Source organism: Rhodoferax ferrireducens T118, assembly GCF_000013605.1.
GTDB classification, from domain to species: Bacteria; Pseudomonadota; Gammaproteobacteria; order Burkholderiales; family Burkholderiaceae_C; genus Rhodoferax; species Rhodoferax ferrireducens.
The window spans coordinates 2,218,370-2,239,486 of sequence record NC_007908.1 but is presented as its reverse complement, the minus strand read 5'-3'; the positions used below and the strand labels follow the sequence as shown (position 1 = coordinate 2,239,486).

The 21,117-nt window shown below is 61.5% G+C and carries 17 protein-coding genes; 10 read left to right on the top strand and 7 right to left on the bottom strand.

Going from position 1 to position 21,117, the window contains the following annotated elements; translation table 11 throughout:
• Positions 1-4 precede the first annotated feature (4 nt).
• The 4 genes from RFER_RS10440 (at position 5) to RFER_RS10425 (ending at position 6,756) form a co-directional block, all read left to right on the top strand.
• The gene (locus RFER_RS10440) at positions 5-3,163 is read left to right on the top strand and encodes an efflux RND transporter permease subunit (protein WP_011464358.1); all 3,159 of its coding nucleotides are present in this window, start codon (positions 5-7) and stop codon (positions 3,161-3,163) included.
• A gap of 22 nt (positions 3,164-3,185) precedes the next feature.
• Positions 3,186-4,655, top strand: coding sequence for an efflux transporter outer membrane subunit (locus RFER_RS10435; RefSeq protein ID WP_041790551.1), 1,470 nt, complete (start codon positions 3,186-3,188; stop codon positions 4,653-4,655).
• Entirely contained in the window at positions 4,652-5,287 is a 636-nt protein-coding gene (locus RFER_RS10430; RefSeq protein WP_011464356.1) for an MlaC/ttg2D family ABC transporter substrate-binding protein, read from the top strand. Before RFER_RS10435 ends, RFER_RS10430 begins: the two co-directional genes overlap by 4 nt.
• Before the next feature lie 65 nt (positions 5,288-5,352).
• Entirely contained in the window at positions 5,353-6,756 is a 1,404-nt protein-coding gene (locus RFER_RS10425; protein ID WP_011464355.1) for a patatin-like phospholipase family protein, read from the top strand.
• 42 nt (positions 6,757-6,798) lie between these two features.
• Here RFER_RS10425 and eda read toward each other — a convergent pair whose 3' ends face one another.
• The gene (eda, locus tag RFER_RS10420) at positions 6,799-7,434 is read right to left on the bottom strand and encodes a bifunctional 4-hydroxy-2-oxoglutarate aldolase/2-dehydro-3-deoxy-phosphogluconate aldolase (protein WP_011464354.1); all 636 of its coding nucleotides are present in this window, start codon (positions 7,432-7,434) and stop codon (positions 6,799-6,801) included.
• A gap of 31 nt (positions 7,435-7,465) precedes the next feature.
• Positions 7,466-9,316: a phosphogluconate dehydratase gene (gene edd / locus RFER_RS10415; RefSeq protein WP_011464353.1), complete on the bottom strand. Its 1,851-nt coding sequence runs from the start codon at positions 9,314-9,316 to the stop codon at positions 7,466-7,468.
• 463 nt (positions 9,317-9,779) lie between these two features.
• Here edd and pdxH point away from each other — a divergent pair, with 463 nt between their 5' ends.
• Positions 9,780-10,442 (top strand): pyridoxamine 5'-phosphate oxidase, encoded by a 663-nt coding sequence (gene pdxH / locus RFER_RS10410; RefSeq protein ID WP_041790548.1) that lies wholly within the window; start codon positions 9,780-9,782, stop codon positions 10,440-10,442.
• Positions 10,443-10,450: 8 nt separating this feature from the next.
• Here pdxH and RFER_RS10405 read toward each other — a convergent pair whose 3' ends face one another.
• Positions 10,451-11,362 (bottom strand): HTH-type transcriptional regulator ArgP, encoded by a 912-nt coding sequence (locus tag RFER_RS10405; protein WP_011464351.1) that lies wholly within the window; start codon positions 11,360-11,362, stop codon positions 10,451-10,453.
• Positions 11,363-11,482: 120 nt separating this feature from the next.
• Between RFER_RS10405 and RFER_RS10400 the strand changes: the two genes are divergently transcribed.
• Positions 11,483-12,139, top strand: coding sequence for a LysE/ArgO family amino acid transporter (locus tag RFER_RS10400; protein WP_011464350.1), 657 nt, complete (start codon positions 11,483-11,485; stop codon positions 12,137-12,139).
• A gap of 7 nt (positions 12,140-12,146) precedes the next feature.
• On the opposite strand, the gene RFER_RS10395 is transcribed toward RFER_RS10400, so the two are convergent.
• The 3 genes from RFER_RS10395 to RFER_RS10385 all read right to left on the bottom strand — a co-directional run bounded on the left by RFER_RS10395 (position 12,147) and on the right by RFER_RS10385 (position 16,895).
• The gene (locus tag RFER_RS10395; protein ID WP_011464349.1) at positions 12,147-13,094 is read right to left on the bottom strand and encodes an AEC family transporter; all 948 of its coding nucleotides are present in this window, start codon (positions 13,092-13,094) and stop codon (positions 12,147-12,149) included.
• Between the two features lie 6 nt (positions 13,095-13,100).
• Positions 13,101-16,136 carry a bifunctional diguanylate cyclase/phosphodiesterase gene (locus tag RFER_RS22995; RefSeq protein ID WP_049765643.1) on the bottom strand — a complete coding sequence of 1,012 codons (3,036 nt, stop codon included), beginning with the start codon at positions 16,134-16,136 and terminating at the stop codon, positions 13,101-13,103.
• Between the two features lie 213 nt (positions 16,137-16,349).
• Positions 16,350-16,895 (bottom strand): Fur family transcriptional regulator, encoded by a 546-nt coding sequence (locus tag RFER_RS10385; protein ID WP_011464347.1) that lies wholly within the window; start codon positions 16,893-16,895, stop codon positions 16,350-16,352.
• A gap of 115 nt (positions 16,896-17,010) precedes the next feature.
• Here RFER_RS10385 and RFER_RS10380 point away from each other — a divergent pair, with 115 nt between their 5' ends.
• The 4 genes from RFER_RS10380 to RFER_RS10365 are packed head-to-tail and all read left to right on the top strand — an operon-like array spanning position 17,011 to position 19,851.
• Complete coding sequence (locus RFER_RS10380) at positions 17,011-17,211, top strand: hypothetical protein (protein WP_041790545.1); 201 nt, start codon at positions 17,011-17,013, stop codon at positions 17,209-17,211.
• On the top strand, positions 17,205-18,017 hold the full coding sequence (locus RFER_RS10375) for a metal ABC transporter ATP-binding protein (RefSeq protein WP_011464346.1): 813 nt from the start codon (positions 17,205-17,207) through the stop codon (positions 18,015-18,017). The genes RFER_RS10380 and RFER_RS10375 overlap by 7 nt, the downstream gene beginning before the upstream one ends.
• Positions 18,014-18,913: a metal ABC transporter permease gene (locus RFER_RS10370; protein WP_011464345.1), complete on the top strand. Its 900-nt coding sequence runs from the start codon at positions 18,014-18,016 to the stop codon at positions 18,911-18,913. Before RFER_RS10375 ends, RFER_RS10370 begins: the two co-directional genes overlap by 4 nt.
• A gap of 26 nt (positions 18,914-18,939) precedes the next feature.
• A complete protein-coding gene (locus RFER_RS10365; protein ID WP_011464344.1) occupies positions 18,940-19,851 on the top strand; it encodes a metal ABC transporter substrate-binding protein in 912 nt (303 codons plus the stop codon).
• A 51-nt stretch (positions 19,852-19,902) separates the two neighbouring features.
• Here the strand turns inward: RFER_RS10365 and RFER_RS10360 are convergent, their stop codons facing one another.
• Positions 19,903-20,928: an AraC family transcriptional regulator gene (locus RFER_RS10360; protein ID WP_011464343.1), complete on the bottom strand. Its 1,026-nt coding sequence runs from the start codon at positions 20,926-20,928 to the stop codon at positions 19,903-19,905.
• Between the last annotated feature and the right edge of the window lie 189 nt (positions 20,929-21,117).

Below are 21,117 nucleotides of genomic sequence, written 5' to 3'. Positions count from 1 at the left end.
AGCCATGGCCAAATTTTTTATCGAACGCCCCATCTTTGCGTGGGTGATTGCCATTTTCATCATGGTGCTTGGCGGCGTGTCCATCAAGCAGTTGCCGATTGCACAGTACCCCACGGTAGCCCCGCCGACCATTCAGATATCCGCCGCCTATCCCGGTGCCACGGCGCAGACGCTGGAAGACAGCGTGCTAGCCGTCATCGAACGTGAAATGAACGGCGCTACCGGACTGGCCTACATGGAATCGACTAGCCAGGCCAACGGCACCGGCTCCATCTCACTGAGTTTTGAGCCCGGAACTGACCCGGCCTTGGCGCAAGTTGACGTGCAAAACCGACTGGCGCGCGCCACACCGCGACTGCCGACCATCGTGAACCAGCAGGGCGTGCGCGTCGAGAAATCACGCGCCAACTTTTTGTTGTTCACGATGTTGTCGTCCAAGAACCCCGACGTGACCCTGGACATGCTCAATGACTACGCGGCTCGCAACGTGTTGCCTGAGCTCCAGCGGATCACAGGCGTTGGCACGGTCACGCAATTCGGTTCGGAACGCGCCATGCGCATCTGGATTGATCCGAGCAAGCTCAGGGGATTCAATCTGTCGCTGGACCAGGTGAATGCGGCCATCCGTGCACAAAACGCGCAAATATCAGCGGGTAATCTTGGTGACCTGCCCAGCGCACCAGGCCAGACCATGAACGCGACCATCGTCGTACCGGGACAGCTGTCCTCGGTGGAGTCGTTTGGCAAGATCGTGCTGCGCGCCAATACCGACGGCTCCACGGTTCGACTCAAGGATGTCGCCCGCATCGAACTGGGCGCCCAGAGCTACAGCACCAGCGCGCGATTGAATGGCCAACCGGCTGTCGGCCTGGGCGTACAACTCACCCCCACGGCCAATGCACTGGCGACAGCAAAAGCGGTCAAGGTCAAGCTGGCCGAATTGCAGCCCTTGTTCCCGCAGGGGGTGAGCTACACCATCCCTTATGACACTTCCATTTTCATCTCGGCGTCGATCGGAAAAGTGGTTGAAACCCTGCTGGAAGCCATGTTGCTGGTGTTCCTGGTGATGTTCCTGTTTCTGCAGAACATTCGCTACACCATCATTCCGACCATCGTGGTGCCGGTGGCGCTGCTGGGAACCTTTGGCGCCTTGCTGGCCATGGGTTTCTCGATCAATGTTTTGACCATGTTCGGCATGGTGCTCGTTGTCGGCATTGTGGTCGATGATGCGATCGTGGTGGTGGAGAACGTGGAGCGCATCATGAGCGAAGAAGGCCTGCCCCCGTTGCAGGCCGCGCGCAAGGCCATGGGTCAGATATCGGGTGCCATCATTGGCATCACCGTGGTGCTGATTTCGGTATTTGTCCCGCTGGCCTTCTTTGCGGGCTCAACGGGCAACATCTACCGCCAGTTTTCCGCCACGATGGCCACCTCGATCGCCTTTTCGGCCTTTCTGGCCCTGTCACTGACCCCAGCGCTATGCGCCACGCTGCTGAAACCCGTCGAGGCCGGACACCACCTGGAAAAAGGCGGTTTCTTTGGCTGGTTCAACCGCGGCTTCAAATCTACCGCCAAGAACTATGAAGGCGGTTTGGCCAAGCTACTCAAGCGTGCCGGCCGGATGATGATCGTCTACGTCATGCTGATTGGCGTGGTCGGGCTGATTTACATGCGCCTGCCAACCTCGTTCCTGCCCAATGAAGATCAGGGCTACATCGTTACCAACGTGCAATTGCCCGCCGGCGCAACGCTTGAGCGCACTCGCTCGGTGCTCACGCAAGTCGAAGGCTACATGCTCAAGCAACCTGAGATCGCCAACATTGTCACCGTGGCCGGCTTCTCATTTTCAGGTCAGGGACAAAATGCCGGACTGGCGTTTGTGATTCTCAAGGATTGGAGTGAACGTGCGGGTCCGGAGCATTCGGCGCAAGCGGTCGCTGGGCGCGCATTTGGCGCCCTGATGGCGGTCCGTGATGCCTTCATCTTCGCACTGAGCCCGCCTCCCATTCCCGAGCTCGGCAATGCCACCGGCTTTACCTTCCGCTTGCAGGACCGCGGTAGCAAAGGACACGTCGCGCTGCTCAACGCACGCAATATGTTGCTGGGCATGGCGAGCCAAAGCAAAGTCCTCGCTGGCGTGCGACCTGACGGCTTGGAAGACGCGCCCCAGATGCAAATTGACATCGACCGCGACAAGGCCAGTGCGCTGGGCGTGGGGTTTGACAGCATCAACAGCGCTTTGTCAACAGCACTCGGTTCGGCCTATGTCAACGACTTCCCGAACGAAGGTCGGTTGCAACGCGTGGTCGTTCAGGTCGATGCCAGCGCACGGATGCAACCAGAAAAAGTACTGGACTTGCCCGTGCTCAACAGCAGCAATCAGATCGTGCCGCTCTCGGCTTTCGCCAGCACGCGCTGGGTCAACGGCCCGATGCAAACCGTTCGCTACAACGGCTATCCAGCCATGAAAATTGCCGGCGATGCCGGGCCCGGTTTCAGTACCGGGGACGCCATGGCCGAAATGGAAAAACTGGCCGCCAGACTTCCTGAAGGCTTCGGCTTCGAATGGACCGGCCAGTCACGCGAAGAAAAGCTTGCAGGCGCGCAGGCCATGGTCCTGTACGGCTTCGCGCTGCTGGCGGTGCTCCTGAGTCTGGCAGCGCTGTATGAGAGCTGGTCGATCCCGTTATCGGTGCTGCTGGTGGTGCCGCTGGGCGTGCTCGGCGTGGTGCTGGCAACCCTGTTGCGCGGCCTGTCCAACGACGTGTACTTCCAGATCGGTTTGATCACCATCATCGGTCTGTCCTCCAAGAACGCGATTCTGATCATCGAATTTGCCAAGGACCTGCAGGCCGAAGGCAAAAGCGTCATGGAATCTGCGCTCGGAGCAGCCCACCTGCGCTTTCGCCCCATCATCATGACCTCCACAGCGTTCACGCTGGGTGTGCTGCCGCTGTTCCTCTCAACCGGCGCCAGCTCCGCCAGTCAGCGCGCCATTGGCACCGGCGTGATTGGCGGCATGCTCACCGGCACGGTGCTGGCCGTCATTTTCGTGCCCGCCTTCTTTTTGCTGGTTCGCACCTTCTTCAAAGGCAGCCAGCGTCAGCACGAAAGAGATCTCAAAGCGGCTCATCTGCACCACCAAGAGGCCGGAAATGAATAATCACCGCTCACAAACACTGCCCATGAAGACTCCTCACCTTTCCCTCGCACGACCGGTGACGCATGGCCTGGCCCTGGCCGCGGTGGCCGCAGCCGCCCTGCTGGCGGGTTGCTCGATGATGCCGGCCTACGAGCGCCCCGCAGCGCCCATCGCTGCCCAATGGCCCGATGCCTCGACCGCGACGAAGAACCAGGCCAGCACGCCCGCCGCCGATCTGGCGTGGCAGGACTTCGTCGGCGACACGCCCTTGCGCGAGCTGATCCGCCTGGCGCTGGCGAACAACCGCGACCTGCGCGTGGCCGTGCTCAATATGGAACAGGTGCGTGCGGCCTACCAGATCCGCCGCGCTGATCAGTTTCCCACCCTGAACCTGGCGGCCACCGGCCTGCGTCAGCCCAGTACCAATGGCAGCGGTGGCATCAGCAGCGTCTATACCGCAGGCCTGGCGATGGCGTCGTGGGAAATCGACTTTTTTGGCCGCGTCGCCAGCCTGAAGGAATCGGCACTCGCGCAGTACCTGGCTTCAGATGAGGCGCGCCAGGCGGCGCAGACCAGTCTGATCGCCGCCGTGGCCAACACCTGGCTGAGCCTGCAGACCAACGACGAATTGCTGGCGTTGACGCAGCGCACGCTGGTCACGCGCGACGATTCGCTGCGCCTGACCAAGCTGCGCCTGGACAACGGCGCCGCCTCGGCACTGGACTTCCGCCAGGCCGAATCGCTGACGGCGCAAGCGCGCGCCACCCTGGCCCAACAGCGGCGCCTGCGCGCGCTGGACGTGAACGCGCTCACCCTGCTGGTGGGGCAGCCGCTGCCCGACACGCTGCTGGCCACCTCGGCCACTGCACCGGTTTTCCGCGACATGCCGGCCGGGCTGCCGTCCGACCTGCTGACGCGCCGCCCGGACATCCGCCAGGCCGAGCAGCAGCTGATCGCGGCCAATGCCAGCATTGGGGCGGCACGCGCAGCGTTCTTCCCGCGCATCTCGCTGACCGCCAGTGCCGGCAGCGCCAGCAGCGAGCTCTCCGGCCTGTTCAAAAACGGTTCCTGGGGTTGGACGCTGGCGCCGCAAGCACTGTTGCCGATCTTTGACGCCGGGCGCAACCAGGCCAATCTGGATGCCAGCAACGCGGGCCGCGACATCGCCGTGGCGCAGTACGAAAAGGCGATCCAGAGCGCCTTCCGCGAAGTGGCGGACGCGCTGGCCGGGCGCGCCACGCTGGACGAGCAGGTGCAAGCCCAGCAAGTGCAGCTTGACGCTGAAGCCGACCGCTTCCGCCTGGCCGACCTGCGTTACCGCAATGGCGTTGCCAGTTACCTGGACATACTGGACGCGCAACGCTCGCTGTTTGCCATCCAGCAGGGCGTGGCGCAAACCAAACTCGCGTATTTGCAGAACCAGGTCACCTTGTACAAGGCGCTGGGAGGCGGTGCATCCGACCGGGATGCGGTAGAAAAATCGGCGCTGCAAAAGAAGGAAGTTAGACCATGAACCGTCGCTTATGGGCACGCCTGTTAGTCACGCTGCTGATGAGCGCCGCCAGCCTGCTGGCCCTGCCGGCGCGCGCAGCGGATGAAGCCGCCGACACCCTGATCAAACGCCTGTTCACCGAGGTGCTGGACAGCATCAAGGCCGACAAAGCCATCCGTGCCGGGGATACCTCCCGGATCGCTGCGCTGGTGGATGCCAAGATCATGCCCAATGTCAATTTTCAGCGCATGACGGCCTCTGCCGTGGGTCCGGCCTGGCGGCAGGCGACGCCGGAACAGCAAAAACGTTTGCAGGATGAGTTCAAGATTTTGCTGCTGCGCACCTATGCTGGCGCGTTGACCCAGGTCAGCGACCAGACCATTGCCGTCAAGCCTCTGCGTGTGGCAGCGGACGACAAAGAGACCGTGGTTCGCACCGAGGTCAAAGGCCGGGGCGACCCCGTTCAGCTGGACTACCGGCTGGAAAAAACCTCTGGCGAGGGGCTTGGCTGGAAGATTTACAACCTGAACGTCATGGGTGTGTGGCTGGTGGAAACCTATCGCAGCCAGTTTGCCCAGGAAATCAATGGCAAAGGCATTGATGGCCTGATTGCCAGCCTGAGCACGCGCAACAAGGCCAACGCCGGTAGATGATGACTGGGAATTGATCAACGACACGACGCAGCAGTGAACGAGAAGGCCCAACTGGTGGAAGTGCTATGTTGACACAGCAACTGCGCCACGGCTTCGCTCTGTTGCTGGCGCTCCTTCTGACTGCCTGCTCCAGCGTGCGTCCATGGCAAAACCTGCCTTTGCCGCCCGATGTGGCGCTGCCCGCCGCGAGCAGCTTGGCCCCGGACGTGGGACCTCCAGTCAAGCAAGACAGCTCCATGCTGTTCGCCATCACCATCTCGGGCGGCGGTGCGCGCGCAGCCGCGTTTGGCTACGGCGTGCTGGATGCGCTGAGGCAAACCCAGGTGCATTGGAATGGCCGCGACATAGCGCTGCTTGACGAGCTGGACGTGATTAGCGGGGTATCGGGCGGAAGCTTCATCGCTGCCTACTACGCTGCTTTTGGCCAGCGAACTTTCCCCGCCTTTGAAAAGGATTTTCTGTACCAGAACTTCCAGGACACCTTGATCAGCAACGTGCTGCGCCCGGCCGCCCTGTACGAATTGTCCTCGCCCTGGTTTGGCCGCACGCAATTGCTCGCGCGTCGGCTAGATGAACTTTTCAAAGGCAAAACCTTCGGCGACCTGGCCGCCCGCCCCGGCCTGTTGATCTCGGCCACGGACCTGTCACTGGGCTCCAGCTTTGTATTCAGTCAGGAGCAGTTCGAGCTGATCTGCTCGGATCTGGCCAGTGTGCCGCTGTCGTTCGCAGTGGCCTCATCGTCGGCCGTGCCCATTGCACTCAGCCCTACAACACTCAAAAACCACAATGACGTTTGCCCACGCCCGCCAAACAGCCTCAACGGTGCAGCACCTACCGATTACCGCGTGCGCTTGCTGCGGGACAGCCAGCGCTCCTACCTGGACGCGAAGACGCGGCCGTACATCCACTTGGTAGATGGTGGCCTGGCTGACAACCTGGGACTGCGCACCTTGCTGGAGCAATCGTTGGCCGCCGGCGGTATCCGCAACGCCGCGCGTCGCACATCAAAAAATGCCATTCAAAAGCTCGTGATCATTGCCATCAATGCCGAGCGTGACCCGTCCGAGCGCATTGACGCCAGCGACAAGGTGCCTGACACCTTACAAGTTTTTGATGCACTGCTGTTTGGCGCCGGCGCCCGCGTCACACAGGAAACGCTCGGCTTGCTGACCGATACCGCGCAGGTGTGGCGTAGCGAGCTCAAGCACTCGGCGGCGCAGGACAATGACACTTTCACGCCTGACGCGCAAATCTACGTCGTCAACGTCAACCTGCGCGACGCACCCGAATTACTTCAGCGCAAGGCACTTCTCCAGATTCCTACTGCATTGTCAATTGTGCGAGCTGACGTGCGTCGCCTGGTTGAGGCAGGTCGCCACATTTTGCTGGAGTCTCCCGAATTCAAGGCATTGCTCAAGTCTTTCGATGGAGATCGAAAGACATACGCTGCCAATAAGCTATTATTTTAATAGCTTATAAGATAGATGCGACGGTGGCTAGCGGCCATATTCTTATAAACTTTTGGTGGCACGCGCCAACTGTGTGATGCGTGCCCAGTCGCCCTGCGTCAGGGCGTCGGCCGGCACCAGCCAGGAACCACCGACACACACCACATTGGGCAGTGCCAGAAAGTCGGGGGCGTTGTGCAAGGTCACACCGCCGGTGGGGCAGAACTTGACGTCAAAAAATGGACCACTCCAGGCTTTGAGCATGGCCGGTCCGCCCGCTTGCAAGGCCGGGAAGAACTTCAACTCGGTAAAGCCAGCTTCCAGCGCCTGCATGATTTCGCTGCCGGTCGCCACGCCCGGCAACAGCGCCAAGCCCACATCGCGGCAAGCCTGACCCACGGCGGGGGTAAAGCCGGGACTCACCGCAAAACGGGCACCGGCCATGGCGGCCGCCTGGGCATCGGCGCGCGTACGCACGGTACCGGCGCCAACCACGGCTTCGGGCACATCCCTGGCAATAGCCTCAATGCAGGCCAGCGCCTGTGGCGTGCGCAGCGTGACCTCCAGCATGCGGATGCCGCCTGCGACCAGAGCGCGCGCCATCGGCACGGCATGGGCGATGTTGTTCAACACAATGACCGGAATCACCGGGGCGTCCTGCATCACTTGCAGGGCTGAAAATTTTGGGTTTGTACTCATCGGCGTCTCCAGATTGATAGGGGGTGTTGATTCAAGACCAGGTGCAAGCACCATGCTCGGCGCTCAGGGCATTGCGCCGCATGCCGGCAAAAAGCTCACGCCCCATGCCAATGCCATTCGCGTGCCGCAGGGCTTCGGGCATGTCGTCCAGCGTGCGGGCGGCCCACGCGTCGGCAGCAACCAGCACCTCCAGCGTGCCCGTCGTGGCGTCCAGGCGAATCACATCGCCGTCGCGCACCTTGGCCAGCGGACCGCCGGCGGCGGCTTCGGGCGAGACGTGAATGGCGGCCGGCACTTTGCCCGAGGCGCCACTCATGCGCCCGTCGGTGACCAGCGCCACCTTGAAGCCTTTGCCCTGCAACACGGCCAGCGGCGGCGTGAGCTTGTGTAGCTCGGGCATGCCGTTGGCGTGCGGACCCTGCCAGCGCACCACACACACCACGCCGCCGGCGGCGTTTTCCAGGCACATGCGGTCCAGCTCCCCTGCGCCGAAGGCTGCATGCAAAGCTTCCTGCGAGTCAAACACCCGGCACGGGGCTTCCACCACATGGCGGTCGTCCGGCACGGCCGAGACCTTGATCACACTGCGCCCCAGATTGCCTTTGAGCAACATGAGGCCGCCGTGCGGGCTGAAGGGCGCACTGGCCGGCCGCACCACGCTGTCGTCTTTGCTGGCACCGGCATCGACCCAATGCAGCGCCCCTTGCCCGTCCGGTGTGCCGGCGGGGATGCCGGTGTATTCCCGCAGACCGCCGGCGCGCACCGTCAACACATCGGCGTGCATCAGCCCCGCATCCAGCAACTCACGAATCACAAAACCGGGTCCACCGGCGGCCTGGAACTGGTTCACGTCCGCGCTGCCGTTGGGGTAGACCCGTGTCAACAAGGGCACCACTTCCGACAGTTCGGAGAAATCATCCCAGTCAATCACGATGCCGGCCGCGCGGGCCACCGCCACCCAGTGAATCAGGTGGTTGGTGGAGCCGCCAGTGGCCAGCAAGGCCACCATGGCGTTGACGATGCAGCGCTCGTCCACCACTTCGCCAATCGGCGCAAACCGACGCGCCTTGGTGATGTCGAGCACGGTGCGCACGGCTTCGCGCGTCAGCTCGTCGCGGATCGTATTGCCCGGGTTGACAAAAGCGGTGCCCGGCACATGCAGGCCCATGGCTTCGAGCAGCATCTGGTTGCTGTTGGCGGTGCCGTAGAAGGTGCAGGTGCCCGCGCCGTGATAGGCCTTGGATTCGGCTTCCAGCAACTCGGGGCGCCCGACCAGACCTTGGGCGGCTTTCTCGCGCACCTTCGATTTTTCGTTGTTCGACAGACCCGAGGTCATGGGGCCGGCCGGCACAAACACGGTCGGCAAATGGCCAAAATGCAGCGCGCCGATCAGCAGGCCGGGCACGATCTTGTCGCACACGCCGATCATCAGCGCGGCATCGAACACGTCATGGCTCAGGGAGACCGCGGTGGCCATGGCGATCACGTCGCGCGAAAACAGACTGAGTTCCATGCCCGGCGTGCCTTGCGTCACGCCGTCGCACATCGCCGGCACGCCGCCAGCCACCTGGGCGGTGGCACCCAGCCTGCGGGCTTCCACCTTGATGATTTCAGGGTAATGCTGCATCGGGGCGTGGGCCGACAGGATGTCGTTGTAGGCGTTCACGATGCCGATATTGGGCGCTCGCTCGGCCACCACGCGGAATTTGTCATTGATGGGGAGTGCGGCAAAAGCGTGCGCCACGTTCGCGCAGCCCAGCCGCTGCGCACCGGGTTTGCGCTGCGCGGTAAGCGCCAGGCGCTCCAGGTAGGCACTGCGCGTGGGCTGGCTGCGTTGGCGGATGCGCTGCGTGACGGCTTCGACGGTTTGGTTGAGTTTCATGATTTTGTCAAATGTTGGTAACTTAATTACATTGGCTATGTTACCCGGTCTGCGCGGTGTATGGTTTTTGACCATTGCACTGATTTTTGCCGATCTTCCCCCACTCACACCCCCACCCCCTCTCCCGCCCCGCCGGGCGGAAGAGGGGAGCTTCATTTGGCCGCGTCTTCAAAGGTGGGAAATTGGCTCTTGATTGGCCGCTGGCCTCAAAGTGGACGCAACTTAGAAACGGGTCGCTCAAATCAATTGATACCTCAACGCCAAATGGCGCGTGTACGCCCCACCTTTAAAGACGCGGCCAAATGTGGCAGTTAGCTCCCCTTTCCGCCCCGGCGGGGGTGGAGAGGGGTTGGGGGAGAGGGGGGGGGGAATACAAAGCATCAAAAATCAACTCCCACCCGAGTCAAAGGACAAGGTTCTGACAATAAGACCCAAAGATCAACCTGCCTATACTCTTTCCCCTATGACCTCCATCGCCCACCTCCGCAAAAGCTACGAACGCGCCGAACTCAGCGAAGACGCCTCACACGCTGACCCGCTCCAGCAGTTTGAGAAATGGTTGAAAGAAGCCATTTCCGCTGAAATCCCCGAGCCCAACGCCATGACCGTGGCCACCGTAGCGAGTAACCTGCGCCCCAGCACCCGCGTGGTGCTGATCAAGGGCTATGACGAGCGCGGCATCACCTGGTTCACCAACTATGACAGCCGCAAGGGCCAGGAGCTGGCGGGCAACCCTTATGCCGCGCTGCAGTTTCACTGGGTGGAGCTGGAACGGGTGGTGCGCATCGAAGGCATTGTTGAAAAAGTGAGTGAGGAAGAAAGCGACAGCTACTTTCACAGCCGACCGCTGGACTCGCGCATCGGCGCCTGGGCCAGCCCGCAAAGCCAGGTGATCTCGGGGCGGAGCGTGCTGGTGGCCAACGCGGCCAAATACGGGGCAAAATTTTTGCTCAACCCGCCGCGCCCGCCGCACTGGGGCGGCTACCGCCTCAAGCCCGACCATTGGCAATTCTGGCAAGGCCGCAAGAGCCGCCTGCATGACCGGCTGCGCTACACCTTGATCGAACCTGCCAGCACCTTGCCCGATGCCAAACCGGTGTGGATTCGCGAACGTCTGGCGCCCTGAGAACCCAATCAACGCAAAATTTTGCGCGCGGCCTGCTTGACGGCCTGGGTCAGCCGTTGCGCGGACGCAGGCTCGCGCTCCCAGTGGTGCCAGTAAAGCGCCACATCCACCGCGCTGCCGGGCAATACCTCCACCAGCGCGGCATGCCCCGGGCGCGCCGACAGGTCCGCCAGGTGCAACTCCGGCACCATGCCCCAGCCCAAACCGTGCGCCAGCGCGCTTTCGAACGCGTCCACAGCGGGAACAAAATGCCGCGGGTACTGGGGCGTCGTCAACTGAAAGTTCTGTGCCAAAAAGATATCCTGCAAGCCGTCCTTGCGGTTAAAGATGACCGCTGGCGCGGCCAGCAAGCGGTGCACTGACAACGCCCCGGTCTTGGTGTGGCACTTTTCGACCAGCGCAGCCGCCGCCATGCAGCAATAGCGCATCACACCCAAATTTTCGGCCAGACAGCCGCGCATGGGCTGCGCCTGCGTGCTCACACAGCCCACGACATCGCCGTTCTTGAGCGATTCATGGGTGTGATCCTGGTCGTCAATCACCAGGTCCAGCAGCAGCCGGTGCCGTGTCAGCAAAGCCGCCACACCGGGCAAAAACCAGCTGACCAGGGAATCGGCGTTGACAGCGACACACAGGGTTTGCCAGGCGGTAGCGGCGCCCGGCCTGTGACCACCCAGCCCACCGACCAGATCGGCCTCCATCAGACGCAGTTGCTTGACGTGGGCCAGCAAGGCCTGCCCCGCGGCGGTGGCGCGCACCGTTTTGCCGCGCACCAGCAAACGCTGCCCCAGCGCGGACTCCAGGCCCTTGATACGCAGCGAGACGGCCGCCAGCGTCAAGTTCAAAGCCTGCGCAGCCGGACCAAAGCCCCCGTGCTCCAGCACCGCCGCCAAGGCCTCCAGTTGCCTCGCATCCAGCATTTCGCCCACCTTCCATCAAGTATTTTTTATCATTAGTTAGTTTAATTTAGTTTGGTTTAATAAATTCGGCGCTGGCGACACACTGGCATCTTTGCACCGAGCACCTTGCGCCGACACACCATGCTGCCTCTCTCTCACGCCCTGGCCCAGACCCCTGCTTTCAACGCGGGTTTGCTGCTCAGCCTCTCGCTCATCATGGCCTTGGGACCCCAGAACGCGCATGTGCTGCGCATGGGTTTACGGGGCCAGCACCTGTGGCTGACGATTGGCCTTTGCATTCTGTCGGACGTGCTGTTCATTGGCATGAGCATTTTTGGCCTGGGTCAGTTGGGCGGCCTGTCTGACACGATCAAGAACGCCCTGGTGGGCGGTGGCATCCTGTTCCTGCTGGTTTATGGCGCCCAGGCGTTTGCGCGCTTTCGCAGCGGCGCGGCCGCTGCCATGTCGCAGGCCAACGCCAGTGATGAGGTCGTCATGACACGCCGCCAGGCCATCCTGGCCGCGCTGGCTTTTTCATGGCTCAACCCGCATGTCTGGCTCGACACGGCCGTCTTGCTCGGCACCGCCTCACTGGCCTGGGGCCAGCCGGGCAACGCGGTGTTTGGCGCGGGCGCGGCCACCGGCTCGGTGATCTGGTTTACAGGCTTGGGCGTGTGCCTGTTGTGCCTGGGCCCGCGCCTGCGTCAACCCGGCGTGTGGCGGGCGCTGGACGCACTGGTGGCTTTGCTGATGTGGGGCACCGCCCTGGTGCTGGGGCTGGGTTTGCTGGGGCTTTAAATAGCGGTCAGAGCAAGCTCGCCAGCGCCATCACCAAGGAGAGCGTCACCAGCCCCAGGCCGGTGGACACCGCCATGCTGGCCGTCACCAATTCTTCAGCGACCTGGTAACGCTGCGAAAACATGAACACATTGGCACCGATCGGCAGCGCCGCTGTCACGATCATCACGGTCAGCTGCAAGCCACTCAAGCCCAAACCCCAGCACAGCAGCGCCACCAGCGCCGGGAACGCCAGGTTCTTGATCAGACTCAAACCCAGTGCCGCCTTGAAGTGGTCCCCGATGCGCACAGCGGTCAGCGTTACCCCAACCAGCACCAGGGCCACCGGGCCAAAAGCGTTGCCCAACAACTGGAGCGGGCGATCCACCACCGCTGGCATCACCTGGCCGGTTTGTGCAAACAGCAAGCCCACGATGATGGGCAAAGGCACCGGATGAATGATGCCGTTGCGCACCGCGCCCAGCACCGTCAACAGCATGTGCTGACCGCCCCCGCCACCGGCCGCGACTTTCTCGCGGGCGACTGCCAGTTCCAGCACCACGGTGGCAAACGTCAACAGCATCAGCGCATGGACCGAGATCAAGGTGAACAGTGTCACCAAGCCGGCCTGGCCATAAGCCAGCCCCACCAGCGGGATGCCAATCATCACCGTGTTGCTGAAAGTGGCAGCCAGCGCCAGCACCGCCGCGCGGCGCGTTCCCCCTTGCCAAATCAGAACGAAGCCAAACAGCAGCATGGCCGCCACAAAGTACATCAGCACCGGTTTGAAGTTGAGCTGCTCCACGTGCACCGTGCTCATGGTGCGAAACAGCAGCGCCGGTGTGAGCACCATGAAGACCAGGTTTGACAAGTCTTTTATGGCCTCAGCCCTTATCCAGCCTGCGCGGCCAGTTATAAAACCAATAGCAACCAACAGCACCACCGGCAGCAGGGAAGAGAGAACAGGATTGATCATGCAAATTTATTCAGCGACTAAAAAACACGCCAGCTCGGCGACCGGAACCGGGCGACCAAAGAAATAGCCCTGGAAATTGAGGCAGCCCTCGCCCTCCAGAAAATCACGCTGCATCTGGGTCTCCACGCCTTCGGCAATCACCATCATGCCAAGGCCGCGCCCCATCGCCACGGTGGCCCGGACCAATGCAGCGTCTTTCGGGTTGCTCAAGGCATCGCTCACAAACGACTGGTCAATCTTGATCTGGTCCAGCGGCAAGCGTTTGAGATAGGACAACGATGAATAGCCGGTACCAAAATCATCGAGCGAAAATCCGACGCCGTGAGCCTTGAGTGCCACCATCTTGGCGATGACGCCATCAACGTCCTTGACCAGCAGGCTCTCGGTCAGCTCCAGCTTGAGCCGGTCCGCCGGGGCCCCGGTGCGCGCCAGCGTTGCCAGTACATCCGACACAAAACTCTCACCGTGAAACTGCAACGCGCTGACGTTCACCGCGATCGTCAACTGCGCAGTATGTGCTTGTGTCCGCCAGAGCTGCAATTGGCGGCAAGCGGCCTCCATGACCCATTGGCCCAAGGGCAGGATCAGGCCGGTATCTTCAGCCAAGGGAATGAAGTGCGCTGGCGCCACCAAGCCACGCAGTGGATGCTGCCAGCGCACCAACGCCTCAACACCGATCAGACGGCCCGCGTGGTTCACCTGCGGCTGGTAATAAAGCAGGAACTGGTTTTCCTGCAGGCCAAGGCGCATATCCGCCTCCATCTCGGCGCGCGCACTGATGACCGCCTGCATGTCGGGGTCAAAAAAGCGCAGCGTGTTGCGCCCGGCATCCTTGGCCTGGTACAGCGCCAGGTCAGCCCGTTTGAGTAGCTCTTCGACCGTGTCCTGGCTGGCGTTGAACAGCGCCACACCCACACTGGCACTACCGTGGTGCGTAAAGTGGCCAAAAGGGTAAGGCTGGTGCAAAGCATCAAGGATCTTCTGGCCCACGCCTTCGGCCTGCGTGGCCGCCTCAGTCTGCTGCTCGCTCAGATCCTGCAGCATCACAACAAAATCATCACCCCCCAGCCTCGCCACCGTGTCGCATTCACGCACACAAAAGTTGAGCCGCTGGGCCACTTGCTGCAACAACACATCACCCTGCTCATGACCCTGGGTGTCGTTCAGGTTTTTAAAATTGTCCAGATCAATGAACAGCAAGGCGCCATGGCGACGGCTGCGCGTGCCGACCGCCAGCACCTGTTGCAGCCGGTCGTTCAGCAGGCGCCGATTAGGCAGCCCGGTGAGCAAGTCATAAAAAGCCAGATGCTCGATTTCGGCCTCGGCCGCCTTGCGCTTGGTGATGTCTTCCTTGATCGCCAGGTAATGAATCGGCCTGCCGTGATCGTCAAAAATAGGGGCAATCGCTGCCTGCTCCCAGAACAGCGAGCCATCCTTGCGGCGGCTGTGAAACTCACCATGCCAGATGTCTCCCGCCAGCAATGTGGCCCACATCTCGCGGTACTCATCCTCTGACTTTTCGTGCGACGACAAAATGCGGGGGTTCTGCCCCATGACCTCGGCACGCCGGTAACCACTGACCTGCTCGAACATCGGATTGACGTATTCAATGAGCCCCCGGGGGTCGCTGATGACGATGGAAACCGGCGATTGTTCGACCGCCGCCGACAAGGTGATCAAGGACTCTTCTGCCTGTTTGTGCGCCGTGACATCGGACACGAAACCGTGCCATAAGACCGAACCGTCATCGAGTTTTTGCGGCGCGGCCTTGCTCGACAGCCAGCGCACCGTGCCATCCCCAAACTTCACGCGATACTCATCGACCCAAGGCGTCAACGCACGGGATGAGGCCTGGATCGATGCCGCCACACCAGCCGCATCATCTGGGTGCATCAAGGCAAAAAGCGGCGCAGCATCCTGCGCAACAGCTTCAGGACTGAGCCGAAAGATTTTGTGCAGGCCAGCACTGGCAAAAGGGAAGCAGGAACTGCCATCGGGGCGCAGCAGGTACTGAAATACCACCCCCGGCACATGGTGGGTGAGGCTTTGCAACTGCACCAGGGCTTGCCGCTGCGCCGTCGAATGGCGCCGCCTGATGACCACATACCAGGATAGAAGCACGCCAAGAACGAGCAGGAGAACACTCAGGATGACGGCTTCCCATACGCGATGCTGCAGGGTGTCCTCTTGCTGGGCAAACACGTCCTTGCTGGCCAGCCCGACCAATACCAGTACCGGGTAAGAAGCCAATTGTTTGAAGTGGTAAAGGCGTTCGATACCGTCGGTCTGGGCTTGAAAGGTCAGCGTGCCGCTGGTATCGCCGCGGGCAATACGTGCAAAGACCGGGCTCGACACGGCATTGCCAGTGAATGTCTCCGTATGCGCGGTCTTGCGGGCGAGCAAGGATCCGGTCAATCCATACAGCGCCGCGACACCCTCATGACCGAGCTGGAGTTCGCCGTAAAAACGGGTGAAATAGGTGGGATCGAGCGACACGACAACCACACCAGCAAATTCTCCGTCATTGCCCACGATCCGACGCGAAACCCGGACCGACCACACCCCATAAGCCAGATCGAACTCGGGCTTTGAGATGAAAAGCGTGTCGCTGGCAGCTTCGCGCTGGGCCTTGAAGTAGTCCCGATCCGACACATCACGATGATCGCTCAGAGGCAGGCTGCTCAACCGAAGAATCCCCGACGCGTCAACGATACTGACCTGACGAATGGTTCTCTCATCAAAAACCCCCTCGACACGCATCGTGCCAAGGTCAAGACCACCTGAATGTTCCTGATATTCAGAACGAACCAGGCGCAAGGTCTGGTCAACGCTGTAAAAGATGCGTTCGGCATGTTCCTGGCCAATCCGCGCCAGATTGACTATTTCGTTTTCTGCGCCGCCCATGGCTTTGGCGCGGTCATCGTTGATCAGACGAAAAGTATGCAGCCAGACTGCGGCAAACACCAACGCGGCCAGCAACCAGATCGGCACATGGTGATTGAGCCTGACTAGTGCGCCGATGCGTTGACGAATAAATGGCATGGCTTCAGGTAGCAAAGCGTGTGGCCCGCGTTGTTGGTGTGGCGCACCCGGTCTCGGGCTGCTTGGCATGACAACCTGGGCGCCGATAGTGATCGACTAATTTGAAAACAAAACGTCAAGTATCTTCTGCCAGGAAATCTGCCATCCTGATTCAGATCAAGTATCGGAGCACTAATTCCAGCGTATCAGACAGCCAGTCACCAGGCGTCAGCATCAGGGCGTGACTGCAGGAGTCGGTGCGATTGAGGCTGCAGTTGCACAGTCCGCACACACGCCGCGCACCGCCAGATCCAGGCTCAGGCCCTGGTAGCCCAGGGCTTTGAGGGCTTGCAAAGCGTTTTGTGCCGCCACCTCCAAATCAAGCGCATTGCCCTGCAACGCACCTTCCAAAGGCTGGTCGCGGTGGCAGCTCTGGCACTCAAAGTGCGGCAACGCATGCACGCTGGCGGGCATGGACTGGTAACGGCGCACCCGATTGACGTCGACCCGGCACAGCAGCAGACCGACTTGGGTCAGCCGGTCAATCAGGCGGTACAGCGTCACGCGGTCCAGTGTGCCACCGCCCTCGCCTGCCCCTTGTCCATCCGCAGCACTGGCATCCTGCAACGCCGTCTGCAACTGGGCGTGGGTGTAACTGGTGTCAGGATGCGCCAGCAGCCAGCCCAACACCAGACGCGCGGCGCCCGTGCGGCGCAGGCCGTGGGCTGACAGCAAAGCGTCAATCGGATCAGGTGGACTCAAGCGGGTAACAGCAGGCATGACCAGGTCAAAGTTTTTTGGAAGGCAGGCAATTATTGCAATTGAGTTGCGTTAAACTATATCGCAATTCAGTTGCATTATCGCCGCAATCGCTATTTTTTGAACACACCCAAAGATGTCACACCCGACGCACGACCACGAGCACGGCCACCCGCACGCCCCGGGATCAGACCACGAGGCGCAACAGCCCGCCCAAACGCGCAGCGTGTTGGCCTGGCCCGCCTGGCTGCGCGTGTTGGCTGTGTTGCCGGTGCTGCTGGCACTGTGGTTGGCCGTGTGGTGGGCCAATACAGGCGCGGGAGTGACCGCGTGGTAACGGTCGACAACCTGACGGTCAGCTACCGCCAGCATCCGGCCCTGCACCACATCAGCGGCCGGTTTGCGCCCGGCGCGCTCACGGCGGTGATTGGCCCCAACGGCTCGGGAAAAAGCACGCTGCTCAAAAGCATCATGGGCTTGATCAAGCCCGAAGGTGGGCGCGTCTTGCTGACCACAGCGCGCGCGCGCATGGCCTACTTGCCGCAAATGACCGAGATTGACCGCGACTTTCCGATGCCGGTGCACGACTGTGTGCTGTTGGGCTGCTGGAGCAGCGTGGGTGCCTGGGGTGGGGTCAGCGCTGACCTGATGGCCCGCGCCAATGCGGCCATTCGCACCGTGGGGCTGGAAGGCTTTGAGCGTCGCACGGTGGGGTCACTCTCCAGCGGGCAGTTTCAGCGCGTGCTGTTTGCCCGCCTGCTGATGCAAGACGCTGACCTGATCTTGCTCGACGAACCCTTCAACGCCATGGACTCGCGCACCACGGCCGCACTGTTGACACTGATCCACCAATGGCACGCACAAGGCCGCACGGTGATTGCCGTGCTGCACGACGACGCGCAGGTGCGCGCGCACTTTGGGCAAACGGTGCTGCTGGCACGCGAGCTGGTGGCCTGGGGCGACACCGCACAGGTGCTCACCGAGTCCAATTTGCAGCGCGCCCGCGCCCTGGCCGAGGCCTGGGACGACAACGCCGACATTTGCCACACCGATGAGTCCGGTGGAAAAGATCCGCTAGCAGACATCGCATTCAAAACGCAGCCCAACACGGAGCCGGTCCGTTTGCACGGCGCAACCCCATGATGGCTTGGTACCAAACCCTCTGGGACTTTTCGGTCGGTCCCTTTGCCGAATTTGCCTTTATGCGTCGCGCGCTGGTAGCCACGTTGGCGCTGGCCATCAGCGCGGCACCCCTGGGCGTTTTTTTGACGCTGCGGCGCATGAGCCTGCTGGGCGACGCGCTGAGCCACGCGGTGCTGCCGGGCGTGGCGGTGGGCTTCATGCTGTTTGGCCTGTCGCTGCCCGCCATGGCGCTGGGCGGTGTGCTGGCGGGCTTGGCTGTCGCGGCGATTGCCGGCGTGGTCAGCCGCGCCACCCGCCTGAAGGAAGATGCCAGCCTGGCTGCCATCTACCTGGTGGCGCTGGCCCTGGGTGTGACGCTGATCTCGCGCCAGGGCAGCCAGCTTGACCTGCTGCATATTTTGTTTGGCAGCGCGCTGGGCGTCGATGCGCAAGGGCTGCTGCTGGTGGCTGGCGTGGCCAGTGTGAGCGTGATCGCTCTGGCCGCGCTGTACCGGGGGCTGGTGCTGGAAACCTTTGACCCGGTATTTCTGGCCGCCTCCGCCGGGCGCGGCTGGAGCCGCCGGGGATGGATCTGGCAACAAAGTTTTTTGATGCTGGTGGTGATCAACCTGGTGGCGGGTTTTCAGACCCTGGGCACGCTGATGGCAGTGGGCCTGATGATGCTGCCCGCCGTCTCAAGCCGGCTCTGGCACGACTCTTTAAGCGCCCAACTGCTCAACGCCAGCGCGCAAGCAGCTTTGGCGGGCGTGGCCGGGCTGCTGCTGTCTTATCACCTGGACACGCCCAGCGGGCCAACCATCATCGGCTGCGCCGGGGTGTTGTACGGCCTGTCCTTGTTGCTATCGCCCGGTGGCTGGTTGCCCACCGTGCTCAAGCGCCCGCACCGGGTGGGCTGAACTTTTCTTTACCTGACTGAATCTCGATGAAACGCGCAACTGTCAAATTTTTGGCCATCTCAACACTGGTCGTCAATGGTCTTCTGCCCAGCATCAGCCCCGCCGCCGAGCCGCTGCCGGTGGTGGCGTCTTTCAGTATTCTGGGCGACCTGGTGCAAGTGGTGGGCGGCGAGCGCGTCAAGGTCACGACGCTGGTCGGGCCGGATGCCGATGCGCATGCCTTTGAGCCCAAACCAGCGCACGCCAAAACTATTCTGCAGTCACGCCTGTTTGTCATCAACGGGCTCAACTATGAGCCGTGGGCGCAAAAACTGGCCCGATCAGCCAATTACAAGGGGGAGATCCTGGTCGCTTCCCAAGGCATCAAGGTGCGCAAGCTGCCACTCGACAAAGACCACCAGCACGCCGATGCCGACCCGCATGGCTGGCAAGACCCCAGCAACGTGGTGGTGTATGTCAAAAATATAGCCAAATCACTCGCCAGCCTCGACCCAGCGGGCGCAAGCAACTATCAAAAAAATAGCGAGACCTACATCAAGGAACTGGAAGCGCTGGACCAGTTCACCAAAGACCAGCTCGCGCCTTTGAGTATCAAACAACGCCAGGTCATCACCTCGCACGATGCATTTGGCTATTTTGCAGCGCGCTACCAGATCATTTTTTTGGCGCCTCAAGGCATCAACGCCGACGTGGAGCCCAGCGCCAAAGAGGTGGCCCAATTGATCCGGCAGATCAAGCGTGACAAGATCAAGGCCGTCTTTGTGGAAAACATGAGCAACCCCAAGCTGCTGGCTCAAATCACCCAGGACACGGGCGTCACGCTCGGCCCCAAGCTGTATGTGGATGCGCTCTCCGGCCCCAACGAGCCCGGTTCAACTTACCTGAAGATGATGCACCACAACGTGACGCAGCTGGTGGCGGGCATGCAGCGCAACTGAGGCCTTGACCCGTTTGCGTTTCGTTCGATTTGTCGCGCAACCTGACCCGGATCACGCAGAAGGAATCACCGCTGGTCGCCGGTAGGCCCCAGGCGTGCTGCCGGTCCAGGCCCTGAAGGCACGATGGAACGCGGGTGTGTTGTCGAAGCCGGCCAGCGCGGCAATCCGGTCAATGGATTCGCGCGTCGTGACCAGGCGTTCAATCGCCAGGTCACGACGCATCTCATCTTTGATTCTCTGAAATGTGCCCCCCTCAAGGGCGAGCCCTCTGGACAGGGAGCGACCCGACATGAAGAGTGCTGCGGCCACCGCATCCAATGACTGATCGGCACCGGAATGGGCCAGGAGGTATTCCCGCACGCGGGTACTGGTCGGGCCGTGATCGAAAGTCACAAATAGCCAATCATCGGGCGCACGTTTGACGAACTTGACCAACTCGATTTTGGTGCGATGAAAGGGTTGCCGCAACACCTGCTCGGCAAAGCTGACCGATGTGCAGCTTTGATCAAAGCTCACCGGACCCGGAAATAGTTGGGCGTACTCGGCAAAGTGCGCGGGACGTGCAAAGCCGAAACCAAGCGTCTCAATCGGCAACTCGCGCCCCACCAGCCAAGAGGCAACGCCGTGGATGAGTTTGACCATCAGCTCATGCCCAAAGATCGTTGGTGTGGTCAGTGCGCCCAGCGGCTTGAGCGCAATGGTCACACACTGGTTCTGGCGTGACAGTTGCAGCGCGTAGTCGTCGAGCAGCAGGTTCCAGAACCGCGTGAACCGGTACATGGCAACCCATACCGAGGGCGCATCGAGCAGGCTCAGGCCCAGGTACTTGAGTGTGCCGGCGCGGATCGGCCGCGACCAAAGGCCGAGCATCTCGTCGCCAATGCTCAAAGCAGTGATCTGGTAAAGCCGCACGAACTGTTCACGCGTCGCGCGGGCGCCGCGCTGCGGGAGGAGCGTGGGCGCAATACCGGCCTGACGAAGCAGCTCATCAATCGCTTCAGGCGCCAGCATCCGCGTGGCGCCCATCAGCAGATTCTGAACAAATGACATCGGGATGGTGGGGCTCGGATTGCGCATAGGGGGTTGCCACCGCGATGGCCCACGAAGTTTCGACAAAAAATGGCGCATCTCGCAACAAAACAGGCGCAAGCTGCAATTGCTTTGGCACGGAATGCTCAGTACTATACAGAGAGAATTCGGCCACCGCTTGCCAAGCAACTGGCGCAAATGGCAAGTTAGTAGACCAGCGGTCTCAGGCTGTCCGCA